The sequence below is a fragment of the Ancylobacter amanitiformis genome (assembly GCF_030814815.1).
Classification (GTDB): Bacteria; Pseudomonadota; Alphaproteobacteria; order Rhizobiales; family Xanthobacteraceae; genus Ancylobacter; species Ancylobacter amanitiformis.
The window spans coordinates 480,381-493,249 of the sequence record NZ_JAUSVR010000001.1; the positions used below are offsets into that span (position 1 = coordinate 480,381).

10 protein-coding genes are annotated in these 12,869 nt (G+C 67.0%); 6 read left to right on the forward strand and 4 right to left on the reverse strand.

Features of this window, described 5'->3' with window-relative positions; translation table 11 throughout:
* The first annotated feature begins 27 nt into the window (after nucleotides 1-27).
* From carB to QOZ99_RS02125, 3 genes are all read left to right on the forward strand, one after another.
* Nucleotides 28-3,363, forward strand: coding sequence for a carbamoyl-phosphate synthase large subunit (gene carB / locus QOZ99_RS02115; RefSeq protein ID WP_306888225.1), 3,336 nt, complete (start codon nucleotides 28-30; stop codon nucleotides 3,361-3,363).
* A 134-nt stretch (nucleotides 3,364-3,497) separates the two neighbouring features.
* Nucleotides 3,498-3,971 carry a transcription elongation factor GreA gene (gene greA / locus QOZ99_RS02120; RefSeq protein ID WP_183190206.1) on the forward strand — a complete coding sequence of 158 codons (474 nt, stop codon included), beginning with the start codon at nucleotides 3,498-3,500 and terminating at the stop codon, nucleotides 3,969-3,971.
* A 220-nt stretch (nucleotides 3,972-4,191) separates the two neighbouring features.
* The gene (locus QOZ99_RS02125; RefSeq protein ID WP_306888226.1) at nucleotides 4,192-5,265 is read left to right on the forward strand and encodes a glycosyltransferase family 4 protein; all 1,074 of its coding nucleotides are present in this window, start codon (nucleotides 4,192-4,194) and stop codon (nucleotides 5,263-5,265) included.
* Here QOZ99_RS02125 and QOZ99_RS02130 read toward each other — a convergent pair.
* The 4 genes from QOZ99_RS02130 to QOZ99_RS02145 are packed head-to-tail and all read right to left on the reverse strand — an operon-like array spanning nucleotide 5,241 to nucleotide 8,515.
* The gene (locus QOZ99_RS02130) at nucleotides 5,241-6,098 is read right to left on the reverse strand and encodes a hypothetical protein (protein ID WP_306888227.1); all 858 of its coding nucleotides are present in this window, start codon (nucleotides 6,096-6,098) and stop codon (nucleotides 5,241-5,243) included. The two genes, QOZ99_RS02125 and QOZ99_RS02130, sit on opposite strands and share 25 nt — an antisense overlap.
* The gene (locus QOZ99_RS02135) at nucleotides 6,095-7,120 is read right to left on the reverse strand and encodes an ELM1/GtrOC1 family putative glycosyltransferase (protein WP_306888228.1); all 1,026 of its coding nucleotides are present in this window, start codon (nucleotides 7,118-7,120) and stop codon (nucleotides 6,095-6,097) included. Before QOZ99_RS02135 ends, QOZ99_RS02130 begins: the two co-directional genes overlap by 4 nt.
* A 19-nt stretch (nucleotides 7,121-7,139) precedes the next feature.
* Nucleotides 7,140-8,042: a glycosyltransferase family 8 protein gene (locus tag QOZ99_RS02140; RefSeq protein ID WP_306888229.1), complete on the reverse strand. Its 903-nt coding sequence runs from the start codon at nucleotides 8,040-8,042 to the stop codon at nucleotides 7,140-7,142.
* A complete protein-coding gene (locus QOZ99_RS02145) occupies nucleotides 8,039-8,515 on the reverse strand; it encodes an Lrp/AsnC family transcriptional regulator (RefSeq protein ID WP_306888230.1) in 477 nt (158 codons plus the stop codon). Before QOZ99_RS02145 ends, QOZ99_RS02140 begins: the two co-directional genes overlap by 4 nt.
* Before the next feature lie 293 nt (nucleotides 8,516-8,808).
* Here QOZ99_RS02145 and trxB point away from each other — a divergent pair, with 293 nt between their 5' ends.
* The 3 genes from trxB to QOZ99_RS02160 all read left to right on the forward strand — a co-directional run bounded on the left by trxB (nucleotide 8,809) and on the right by QOZ99_RS02160 (nucleotide 12,859).
* Nucleotides 8,809-9,801: a thioredoxin-disulfide reductase gene (gene trxB / locus QOZ99_RS02150; protein ID WP_306888231.1), complete on the forward strand. Its 993-nt coding sequence runs from the start codon at nucleotides 8,809-8,811 to the stop codon at nucleotides 9,799-9,801.
* A 47-nt stretch (nucleotides 9,802-9,848) separates the two neighbouring features.
* Nucleotides 9,849-10,742 carry a LysR family transcriptional regulator gene (locus tag QOZ99_RS02155; RefSeq protein WP_183190312.1) on the forward strand — a complete coding sequence of 298 codons (894 nt, stop codon included), beginning with the start codon at nucleotides 9,849-9,851 and terminating at the stop codon, nucleotides 10,740-10,742.
* Between the two features lie 614 nt (nucleotides 10,743-11,356).
* Entirely contained in the window at nucleotides 11,357-12,859 is a 1,503-nt protein-coding gene (locus QOZ99_RS02160; protein ID WP_306888232.1) for a glycosyltransferase family protein, read from the forward strand.
* Nucleotides 12,860-12,869: the final 10 nt, after the last annotated feature.

Here is a 12,869-nt window from a genome sequence, read left to right on the forward strand (position 1 = left end):
ACAATTGCGCGAGCCGCACGGGATCCGATGCCGAAACGCACAGATATTTCCACCATCCTCATCATCGGCGCCGGGCCGATCGTCATCGGCCAGGCCTGTGAATTCGATTATTCCGGCACTCAGGCGTGCAAGACCCTCAAGGCCGAGGGCTACCGCGTGGTTCTGGTCAATTCGAATCCGGCCACCATCATGACGGATCCGGATCTCGCCGACGCCACCTATATCGAGCCGATCACCCCGGAGATCGTCGCCAAGATCATCGCCCGGGAGCGCTACGCGGTGCCCGGCGGCTTCGCGCTGCTGCCCACCATGGGCGGCCAGACCGCGCTCAACTGCGCGCTGTCGCTGCGCAAGATGGGCGTGCTCGACGAGTACGACGTCGAGATGATCGGCGCCACGGCGGAAGCCATCGACAAGGCCGAGGACCGCGAACTGTTCCGCGACGCGATGACCAAGATCGGTCTCGACACGCCGCGCTCGCGCCAGATCAAGACCCTGCCGCAAGCGCTTGAAGCGCTGGACGAGATCGGCCTGCCGGCCATCATCCGCCCATCCTTCACCATGGGCGGTCAGGGCGGCGGCATCGCCTACAACAAGTCGGAATATATCGAGATCATCGAGCGCGGCATCGATGCCTCGCCCACCAATGAGGTTCTGGTCGAGGAGAGCGTGCTCGGCTGGAAGGAATACGAGATGGAGGTCGTCCGCGACAAGGCGGATAACTGCATCATCGTCTGCTCCATCGAGAATATCGACCCGATGGGCGTGCACACCGGCGATTCGATCACGGTGGCGCCGGCGCTGACGCTGACCGACAAGGAATACCAGATCATGCGCGACGCCTCGCTGGCGGTGCTGCGCGAGATCGGGGTGGAGACCGGCGGCTCCAACGTGCAGTTCGCCATCGACCCGGAAACGGGCCGGATGATCGTCATCGAGATGAACCCGCGCGTGTCGCGCTCCTCGGCGCTGGCCTCCAAGGCGACGGGCTTTCCCATCGCCAAGGTCGCCGCGCGCCTTGCCGTCGGCTACACGCTGGACGAGATCGCCAACGACATTACCGGCGGGGCCACCCCGGCCTCGTTCGAGCCGACCATCGACTATGTCGTCACCAAGATCCCCCGCTTCGCCTTCGAGAAGTTCCCCGGCGCCGATCCGGTGCTGACCACGTCGATGAAGTCGGTCGGCGAGGCCATGGCGATCGGCCGCACCTTCCAGGAAAGCCTGCAGAAGGCGCTGCGCTCGCTGGAAACCGGGCTCACCGGCCTCGACGAGATCGAGATCGAGGGCCTGGGCCTGGGCGACGACAAGAACGCCATCCGCGCCGCCATCGGCACGCCGACGCCGAACCGCCTGCTGCAGGTGGCGCAGGCCATGCGGCTCGGGCTCAGCAACGAGACCATCCACGCCGGCTGCAAGATCGACCCGTGGTTCCTCGACCAGATCCGCGAGATCGTCGACACCGAGGCCAAGGTGCGCGCGCACGGCCTGCCCAAGACCGCCGGCGCCTTCCGCCGGCTGAAGGCCATGGGCTTTTCCGACCAGCGCCTCGCCGGCCTCGCCCGCCTGCATGAGGCCGAAGTCTCCGAACTGCGCCGCGCGCTCGACGTGCGCCCGGTCTACAAGCGCATCGATACCTGCGCCGCCGAGTTCGCCGCGCCGACCGCCTATATGTACTCGTCCTACGAGACGCCCTTCGCCGGCGTGCCCGCGGATGAATCGCGCCCCACGGATGCGAAGAAGATCGTCATCCTCGGTGGCGGGCCGAACCGCATCGGCCAGGGCATCGAGTTCGATTATTGCTGCTGCCACGCCGCCTTCGCGCTGAAGGATGCCGGGTATGAGACCATCATGGTCAACTGCAACCCGGAGACGGTCTCGACCGATTACGACACCTCGGACCGGCTGTATTTCGAGCCCCTCACCGCCGAGGACGTGCTGGAAATCCTGGAGCGCGAGCGCGCCAACGGCACGCTGCACGGCGTCATCGTGCAGTTCGGCGGCCAGACCCCGCTCAAGCTCGCCCGCGCGCTGGAAGAGGCCGACATCCCGATCCTGGGCACCTCGCCCGACGCCATCGACCTTGCCGAGGACCGCGACCGCTTCAAGACGCTGCTCGACAAGCTGAAGCTGCGCCAGCCGGCCAACGGCATCGCCTATTCGGTGGAGCAGGCGCGGCTCATCACCGCCGATCTCGGCTACCCCATGGTGGTGCGCCCGTCCTATGTGCTGGGCGGCCGCGCGATGCAGATCATCCGCGAGGAAAGCCAGCTCGGCGACTATTTGCTCGGCACCCTGCCCGAACTGGTGCCGAACGACATCAAGGCGCGCTACCCCAACGACAAGACGGGCCAGATCAACACGCTGCTCGGCAAGAACCCGCTGCTGTTCGACCGCTATCTCTCGGATGCCATCGAGGTGGATGTCGACTGCCTCGCGGACGGCACGGACACCTTCGTCTGCGGCATCATGGAGCATATCGAGGAAGCCGGCATCCATTCGGGTGACAGCGCCTGCTCGCTCCCGCCCTATTCGCTGAGCCCGCAGATGATCGGCGAACTGGAGGCCCAGACCCGCAAGCTGGCGCTGGCGCTGCAGGTCGGCGGCCTGATGAACGTGCAATACGCCATCAAGGACGGCCGTATCTACGTGCTGGAGGTGAACCCCCGCGCGTCGCGCACCGTGCCCTTCGTCGCCAAGGTGGTCGGACAGCCGATCGCCAAGATCGCCGCGCGAATCATGGCCGGCGAGAAGCTGGCGAGCTTCGGCCTCACCCCCTTCACCGGCGACCATGTGGCGGTGAAGGAGGCGGTGTTCCCCTTCGCCCGCTTCCCCGGCGTCGACACCGTGCTCGGACCGGAAATGCGTTCCACCGGCGAGGTGATGGGCCTCGACAAGTCCTTCGCGGTGGCTTTCGCCAAGAGCCAGCTGGGCGGGGGCACCAAGGTGCCGACCTCGGGCACGGTGTTCATCTCGGTGCGCGACGAGGACAAGGCCCGCATTCTCGACACCGCGCGGCTGCTGGTCTCGCTCGGCTTCAAGATGATGGCGACCTCGGGCACCCAGCGCTATCTCGCGGAGAACGGCGTCACGGCCGAGAAGATCAACAAGGTGCTGGAAGGCCGCCCGCATATCGTCGACGCGATCAAGAATGGCGGCGTGCAACTGGTGTTCAACACCACGGAAGGCGCGCAGGCGCTCGCGGATTCGCGTTCGCTCCGCCGCGCCGCCCTCTTGCACAAAGTGCCGTATTACACCACGCTGTCCGGAGCCATTGCAGCGGCTCGGGGGATCAAGGCCTATATTGGCGGCGACCTGGAAGTGCGCGCGCTGCAGGACTACTTCAGCTCCGATCACCACTGATCGCGCCCACGGCGCGCTCCGGCGATCGGGAACGACAGAAAATCAGCCTGTCGCGGACGGTTCTTCGAGGCTTAAAGGCCCGGAGCGCCCCCCGCGGGGGTTTCATTTGCTTTTGGGAGGTCAGATAAAGACCGATGGAAAAAGTTCCGATGACGGCCGGCGGCCATGCTGCGCTGGAGAGCGAGCTCAAGCAGCGCCAGCAAGTCGAGCGTCCGCGTATCATCGAGGCCATTTCAGAAGCCCGCGCCCATGGCGACCTCTCCGAGAACGCCGAATATCACGCGGCCAAGGAGCAGCAGGCGCTCAACGAGGGGCGTATCGCCGAGCTTGAGGACAAGCTGTCGCGTGCCGAGATCATCGACGTGGGCAAGCTCACCGGCGACGTCGTCAAGTTCGGGGCCACGGTGACACTGATCGACGAAGACACCGAGGAAGAGCGCGTGTGGCAGATCGTCGGCGACATGGAAGCCGACGCCAAGGCCGGCCGCATCTCCATCTCCTCGCCGCTGGCGCGCGCGCTGATCGGCAAGAAGAGCGGCACCTCGGTGGAAGTGGTCACCCCCAAGGGCGCCCGCTCCTATGAGATCGCCGGCGTCCGCTTCGCCTGAAATCCCGGCCTGGCCCGAAACCCCGGTTTGGCCTGAGACGCTAGGCTTGGCCTGAGACGCTAGGCTGGGCCTGAGACGCTAGGTTTGGCCTGAGACACCAGGCTTGGCCTGAGACACCAGGCTTGGCCTGAGACCCTTGCCGCCCGCGCCGTCTGGAGCGGGCGGCACCCTTCCCTTCTCGCCCCATCCTTCCCCGATCCGCCAACCGCGCCGAGCCGCCATGCACCCGGATGAAGGCCCCGCCTGGCCGGAAGGCATCGAGGCGGTGGCGCCCAGCTTCAAGCGGCGCTTTTCCGGCGTGGTCGCAACCGTGATCGGCGTCGTCCCGGCGCAGGCCCGCCACCTCGCCATTCGCGCGCTCGGCCCCCTGCCCGATTCGGTACCGCAACTGGGCTGGCGCCAGTTCCGGCTGGGCAGCTGGCGGCGACCGAACGGGCGGCGCTGGCGCATCTGGCACGCGCGGCGCGACACGGAAATGATGTTCGGCCTGCTGCTGCGCGATGTGCTGCGCCAGCCGTGGAAGCTCGTCTTCACCTCCGCCGCGCAGAAGCGCCACGGCCCCTTCCTGCGCTTTCTCATCGCCCGGATGGACCGGATCATCGCGACCTCGCCGCAGGCCGCCTCCTATCTCGACGTGCCCTCCACCGTGGTGATGCACGGCGTCGACACCACGCGTTATCGCCCGGCGCCCGCGCGCGCCGCCGCATGGGCCGCCACGGGCCTGCCCGGCCGCTACGGCATCGGCGTGTTCGGCCGTGTGCGGCACCAGAAAGGGCAGGACCTGTTCGTCGAGGCCATGGCGGATCTGCTGCCGCGTCATCCGGACTGGACCGCGGTGGTCATCGGCCTGTCGACACCGACCGAGCAGCCCTTCCTCGCCGGCCTCAAGGCGCGCATCGCCCATGCCGGGCTCTCCGAGCGCATCCTTATCCTCGGCGAACAGCCGATCGCCAAGATGCCGGAATGGTTTCGCTGCCTGTCCATCGGCGTCATTCCCGCGCGCTGGGAAGGCTTCGGGCTGGTGCCCATCGAGGCCATGGCCAGCGGCACGCCAGTGGTCGCCGCACGCTCGGGCGCGGCTCCCGATCTGGTGAAGGATGGCGTCACCGGCCACCTCGTGCCCGTAGACGATCAGGCCGCGCTCACCCACGCGATCGATCGCCTGATGGGGCTGGATGAAGAGGCTCGCGAGGCGGTGGGCCGCACGGCGCGCGCGCATGTGCTCGCCGAATTCTCCATCGAGCGCGAGGCCGAGAAGATCAATGCGGTCTATGAGGAGATCTGGCGCGGCTGAGGCGGCGCGGCCTCGGTCGGTTCCCCGGCCTGCCGCGCCAGCGCCACCCGCGCGCCATCCCGCCCGCGCTTCCAGTAATCGCGCACCCAGTCCACCGGCCCGAAACCGGGCCGCATGCGCGTGCCCCAGGCGCCCGCTCCGTCCTCGGCCACTTCCAGCGGCTTGGGCGCGCCGTGGAACACCACCACGGCCGCCCGTGCCGGCTTGCGGATGCGCTTGAACAGCAGGTTGAGCGGGTAATGCGGCACGAGATGCCGGCGGAACGAGACGGCGAAACCGGGGGGGAAATAATGCCGGTCGCGGGCCTTGATGCCGATATAGCGCTGGTCGTTCTTCACCAGCGCATAGGCCGCGTCCGGGTTCGCCATGACATCGAGATAGAGGTGATCCTGCTCGCCCGGCCGCCACGCGACCATCGAACTCTGCGCCCCGCGATCCGGCCGCATCGAGACGGGCAGCAGTTCCCACACATTGGGGTTCCACTCGCGCAGCACATGCAGGCCGGGCCGGGCTCGCGCATGCGCGATGATCGGATCGAGCGAGCGCAGGATCACGATGTCGAGGTCGAGATAGACGGCGAGGTCGACGCCCGCGAGGATGCCGGGCGCGAACATGCCCAGCTTGGGCCAGCAGCCGCGCCAGCGCAGGCCCAGCGCCCCGGTGGCGGGCAGGTCCGCCACCTCGACCTCCGGCCGCAGCCCGTCCGGTCGATCGGTCAGGCAGATGAAGCGGAACGGCTCGCTCACATGGTCGCTGACGCCCTGGTAGAGGATATTCACATCCTCCGCCGGGTAGGCCTCGCCCCATTTGATGCAGACGAAGGCGAGCGTCATGACGCGTTTTCCGGAAAGGTGAGGCCGAGCATCGGCGCGATGGCGCGGGCCAGCAGGTCGCGCGCATTCTCGGGCGGTGGAACCAGCCGCGCCAGCGTCGCGGCGAAGGGATCGGGCGTGATCGTCGCCATCGGCAGGATGGCGAGGTGCGGGCCGGCCATGCCGACGATGACCTCGTTGGCATAGTGCTTGTGCACCAGCCGCGACTTGAGGGCAATGACCGGGCGCCCGGCCGCCAGCCCCTCGGCCAGCATGCTCATCGAATCCTCGGTGACGACCACCGCATCCGCCCCGAACAGGTCGCGCACCGACCCGGCGCCGGCGTCGCGATAATCGAGGAATTCGGCCAGCGTACCCGCCTGCGCCAGGGCCTTGAACCGGTCGGAGACCGCCTCCGGCGTGCGGCGCGAATTGGCCACGCGCCAGCGCACGCCGAAGCGCGCCGTCACCGCCGGGACAAAGGCGAGCAGCGCCTCCCACTCATCCCGCGGGAATTCGCGCCGATAGGCGGAGCCGCCGATCAGCAGCGCGAGCGAGGCACCGCGCAGGTCCTCGGGCCGGCGCAAGGGGCGCGGGGCGGCATAGGCCTCGCGATCAATGGTCGAGGGGATCGGCGCATAGGCCGCGCCGGGATCGCCCGCCTGCCGCGGCGAGGAAACGATGGTCAGCGTGAGCGGGCCGGGTTCATACCCGTCGAGAGCCCCGGCGAAGATGAACGGAACGCGGAAATGGCGCGACAGCAGCAGGCCGCACGCAATGGTGGGCCAGCCGGAAGCAACGATGACGTCCGGCCGGGTCAGCGCGTCGAGATCGAGGGCATACATCCATCTGAGCCAGAAACGCGCATCCCGGCCGAAGCGCCGCATGACCAGCTTGCGCATGTCGCTGCTGGCAAAGCGCGCCGGCCGCACCTCCAGGCGTGAAACCTCGACCGGGGTCAGCCGCGCTATGGCGAGCGCCAGCCCCTCGGCCTGATGGAAATGGCCGGGCTTGGCATCGCGCAGGATGAGAACGCGTTTCATGTGGCTCCGCCGGAACCGCTCAGGCCGCGGCGGGGGAGAAGAGCCGGCGCACGCGGGCCACCAGCCGCTTGATCTTGCGTACCCGCTTCTCGATCTTGCGGTCGAGCTTGCCCTTCATGGTCGCGCCGGCATAGGCCGAGTTCGTGCGGTGCGCGAGGAAGATGTCGCGCGCGGGATGCTGCGAATCCGCGTGGTTCGGCTTGATCTGGCCGATATAGTGGATGATGCCCGCGCCGGCCCAATCGACGGGCGGGCCCTTGTAGACGCCCTTCTCCAGCCGGCGGTGCAGGTTCCAGCGCTCGTCCAGCACCAGCCATTGGCCGCTCAGCGCGCCGTTCAGCGCATCCTGATCCAGCACCGGCAGGTTCGGGTGCTCGGTGGCGAATTGCGAGGCACGCTCGGTCAGCTTCTCCTCGCGCCACTTCACGAGGTCGATCAGCAGGATGCCGGCGTTGAAATAATTGGTATCCGCCGGCAGGCCGATAGCGAGGTTGCGTTCGAAATGGCGGTTCTCGCGGCGGCGGGCATCGTCATGAACGGCGCCGACGGCCAGCCCCTGCATGTCGATGTCGCGCAGCGGCCTGAGGCTGTCGTTCACGATGGCGTCGCAATCGATATAGAGCAGCCGCGTCTCGTCCTGGTCGACCCGGAAGGGCATGAGAAAGCGGGCATAGGTGGTGCGCGAGACATGCAGCGCGATCGGCATGCCGGCGAGGAAGCGCATGTCCTCCTCCGTCAGGTCGATCATCACGAGATTGTCGAGCGGATAGCTCGCCCGCAGCGCCGCCTTCTCCGCCACGGTGAGGCGGTCGCCGAAGACATAGACCTTGGTGTAGTCGTCCCGCGCATTCGCCGCGAGCGAGGCCAGCATGACGGCCGTCAGCTCGACGTAGCCGGAATCGGTCGCGGTGGCCACGATCATGGGGAAACGCCCTCCATCGGCACCACGGCCGCATCCTTGGTCTGCTGGAGCGTGAGAGCGGTCTTCACGTTGCGCACGTTCGGCGCGCCTGTCAGTTCCAGCACGAAGTTCTGAAAGGTCCGCAGGTCCGGCGCAACACAGAGCAGGATGAAATCGGTTTCGCCCGACAGCATCCAGCAGGAGCGCACCAGCGGCCAGCGCCCGACCTGCGCGGCGAAGGCGGAGAGATCCCCCTCGGCCTGGCTGACCAGGTGCACCATGGCGAAGGCCATCAGGTCGAAGCCGAGCTTCTTCTCGTCCAGCAGGCCGCGATAGCTCTTGATGATGCCTTCCTCTTCCAGCGAGCGCACGCGGCGCAGGCAGGGAGGCGCGGAAATGCCGACGCGCTGCGACAGTTCGACATTGGTGATACGCCCGTCATCCTGAAGCTCGCGAAGAATGTTCCAGTCGATCGCGTCAATACGGCGGGCCACACGACATCTCCGTTTGCGGCGGCCGAGACGGCGCGCCCTTCGCAGCTGCAAAATAGACGAGAAGCCGCGCAGAGCAATTATCTTGCGCGCCGCTCCTGCGCAATCTTCCCTCTGGAAAACTGGTCGATAGAAACGCCATCTTCAGCCGCGCCCTTGCGGTGCAGCGTGGCAGCTCCTACATTTTCGCATGGCTGCCTTGGGCCTGCCTTGCGACGGGCGCATGAGTCACCATGTCGCGTTATTCCATCCGGGCAACGGCCGCGCGCCGCTGCCGTCTTCAGAGCGAGAGCAGCATGTCGTCGGCCACCCGTCCGGCCTCCACCCCGGCAACCAACCATGTGAAGGTGCTGATCATCGGCTCCGGGCCGGCCGGCTATACGGCGGCGGTCTATGCCGCGCGCGCCATGCTGGAGCCGGTGCTGATCCAGGGCATCCAGCCGGGCGGCCAGCTCACCATCACCACCGATGTCGAGAACTATCCCGGCTTCGCCGATCCGATCCAGGGCCCGTGGCTGATGGAGCAGATGCAGGCCCAGGCCGAGAAGATGGGCACGCGCATCGTCTCCGATATCGTCACCAAGGCCGATTTCTCGCGCCGCCCGTTCCGCATCGAGACCGATTCCGGGCAGGCGTGGATCGCCGAGACCGTCATCCTTTCCACCGGCGCGCAGGCCCGCTGGCTGGACCTGCCCTCCGAGCAGGCCTATCGCGGCCATGGCGTCTCCGCCTGCGCCACCTGCGACGGCTTCTTCTACCGCGGCCGGCAGGTGATCGTGGTCGGCGGCGGCAACACCGCCGTCGAGGAGGCGCTGTTCCTCACCAATTTCGCCTCCAAGGTCACGGTGGTGCACCGCCGCGACAGTTTCCGCGCCGAGCGCATCCTGCAGGAGCGGCTCTTCGCCCATCCCAAGGTGGAGGTGGTGTGGAACGCCGCCCTGCACGAGGTGAAGGGCGAGGACGAGCCGCCACATGTGACTGGCGTGGTGCTGAAGGACGTCGTCACCGGTGCTCTGCACGAGCGTGCGGCGGATGGCGTGTTCATCGCCATCGGCCACGCGCCGGCCACCGAGCTTGTGGCGGGCCAGCTCAAGCTCAAGCCGTCGGGTTATGTGTGGACGGCGCCCGATTCGACGCAGACCTCGGTCGAGGGCGTGTTCGCCGCCGGCGACGTGGCGGACGATGTGTTTCGCCAGGCCGTGACGGCGGCGGGCATGGGCTGCATGGCAGCCCTCGAAGTCGAACGATTTCTCGCGGCGCGTGAGCCGCTGGCCCAAGCAGCCGAGTGAAGCGGGAACCCGGGCGGATGGAAAACAAGGCGAACCGGGCACGCGACATGGATTGGGACAAGCTCAAGGTTTTCCACGTGGCGGCGGAGGCGGGCTCCTTCACCCACGCCGGTGAGGCGCTCGGCCTGTCGCAATCGGCGGTCAGCCGGCAGGTCTCGGCGCTGGAGCAGGAACTCAACATCCCGCTATTCCACCGCCATGCGCGCGGGCTGATCCTGACCGAGCAGGGCGACCTGCTCTACCGCACCGCGCACGAAGTGTTCATGAAGCTGGAGGCGGCGCGCGCCAAGCTCACCGACAGCCGCGAGAAGCCGAATGGCGAGTTGCGCGTCACCACCACGATGGGCCTCGGCACGCACTGGCTGACCGCGCGCATCGGCGAGTTCCTCGAGCTCTATCCCGATATCCGCATCACCCTGATCCTGACCGACGACGAACTGGACCTTGCCATGCGCGAGGCCGACGTCGCCATCCGCCTGCGCCAGCCGGTGCAGCCGGACCTGATCCAGCGCAAGCTGTTCACCGTGCATTTCCACGCCTTCGCCTCGGCGGAATATCTCAAGCGCAACGGCCATCCGCGCACGCTGGACGAATTGGAAAAGCACCGCATCATCCTGCTCGGCGGCCCGATCCCCTCCTATTTCCAGGCGCTGAACTGGCTGGAGCGGGCGGGCATCGAGGACGGGCAGGAGGGGCGCATCCCGGCCCTGTCGGTCAACAACGTGCTCGGCCTCAAGCGCGCGGTGGAGCGCGGCGTCGGCATCGGCATCGTGCCGGATTACCTGCTGGAGGATTCCGCCACGCTGGTGCAGCTCTTCGCCGAGCGCACCACGCCGACGCTGGAAGCCTATTTCGTCTATCCGCAGGAAATGCGCTCGGTGGCGCGCATCCAGGTATTCCGCGACTTCCTCGTCGCCAAGGCGCAGCGCTGGAATTTCTGAGCGCCCGCCCTCCCCGCCGCCGCCGCCCGCCCAAACCGCTATCGATCGCTCCAGCCCGAACCGTGTCCCTCTTGGGATGCGGCCGACGGCGTTTACGGCAGGCGCCGCGCGCTCGCGCCGACCGCACGGAGCATCAATTTTAGGCACTCATCCGAATGCCCAAAGGCTGTTCCAGACACGCGAAGCTCTGGATTCACGCAATGTGCACGCCGTATTGCAGCGGTCGCAGGGTGGACGCCCGACATTTTAGTTCTACTTTTCTTTCCAGAACGACCGTTTCGGTCCGCATTGCGCGCCGTCAGCCACTTCAATTGCGCATGCCTGGTATGCAGGCATAAATTATTGCAAGTTGCCCGCGCATTGAGCATATTCAGGACGACACCGATGCATCTGCTTCGGCTGTTCCCCTCTGGAAGGTTCGCCGCTCAGGCGGCGATACTTAGCCGGGCTCTTTTGAGCCCGGCTTTTTTTTGGCTCGTGCCCATTTTGTCCCGGCGCCACCGCAGGCCGCCGACGCGCGCGGCATGCCGGCATTGGCATTGCTTCCCATTGGCCGCACACTGCGTCGGGGGATGAGCGATGCCGCTCGCGGAGTGGCACGTCGGGGGGCAGGCATGCTGCGGGCCGTGCACGACAAATACGCCGTCGCCCTGCTGATGGTGCTGTTCTGGGGTGGAGCGCTGTGGCAGGCGGATCTGCCCGGCCTCTACATGGACGGCGTCAACCCGGATTATCTCGCCGCCCGCTTCTTCAATCGCGCCCTGCCCAATACCGTGTGGATCCTGCCGGCGAAAGGCCCGATCCTGCTCGGCTCGCTCTATCACGGGGTGCAGAACTATTATGTCGACCTGCCGGTGTTCTGGCTGCTCGGCATTTCGCTCCTCTCGATCCGCATCGCCCAGTCGCTGTTCGGCGCGGCGATCGTCCTGCTGCTGTATTTCCTTGCCGTGCGCGTGACACAGAACCGCCTTGTCGCGCTCCTCACGGCGGCGCTGCTGGCGACCGACATCGCCTTCCTCGTCTCGTTCCGCACCCAGTTCTACATCGTGCTGGGCGGCGAAGCCTGGCTGTTCGCGAGCCTGCTGGCGCTGTGGTCGCGCCACCGGGCCGGACCGTTGCTTTCCGGCCTGTTCTTCGGGCTGGCGATCTACGGCTATTTCGTCTTCGCCTTTTTCCTGCCGGCGATGATCCTGCTGATGCTGGCGCAGCCGCAGCGACATGTCCGGCTTTGGATGGGCGGTCTGGCGCTCGGCCTCCTGCCCTATGTGCTGGGCTATGTCTTCCTGTTCCGCGCCATCGGCGACGTTTCGTCGGCCATAGAATACCTCACCAGCCGACTTAGCGGCGTCGCCCCGCTTTCCGCCGCGGAATCGCTCTGGGAGCGGATCGAGGGCGCGTTCGCCCTCACGCGCCTTGCCATCACCAATGGCGGCAACGAAGCGATGATCTTCAGCGAGGCCCTCGGCAGCCCGTGGGGAGAGATCAAACTCGCGCTGTTCGCGACGATGGTCATCCTCGCCCTGCTCCGCCTGCGCTGGACGCCGCCGCATCGGCTCATCGTGCTGCTGCCGATCTCCTACCTGATCTGCGCCACGCTGCTCGGCAGCCGCCTGTGGGTGCACCATTACAGCGTGCTGGTGCCCCTGGGCTACCTGCTGCTGGCGGTCACGGTAGGCGACCTCGCCCGCGACCGGCGGCTCATCGCGGCGTCGGCCGTGGCCGCCCTCGCGCTGCTCGCGGTGAATGTTGGCCAATCCATCGGCTTTCACCGGGAACTGGCGGAAACCGGCGGCGTACGGAAACAGTCCGACGCGCTCACCCGGCTGGCGCAGGAGGCGCGCGAGCGGCCCCCCACCCTCTACGTGTTTCCCGAATGGGGGTTCTTCATGTCCTTCGCGCTGCTCACGGAGAACCGCGTGCGCTATGTGCTCGACCCCGCCGAGATCACGCGTGAGGCCTGCGCCTGCGATCAGGTGGCGCTCGCCTATTGGAACGACGCCGATACCGCTGCCTACCGGTCGCTGCTGGAGGCGAAGAACCTCCGCAACATCGAGACGACCGTCTACGCTCAGCGCGACGGTCGCCCGGCCTTCCATCTCATGACGGGCACCTTCTGACGTGCCCGTC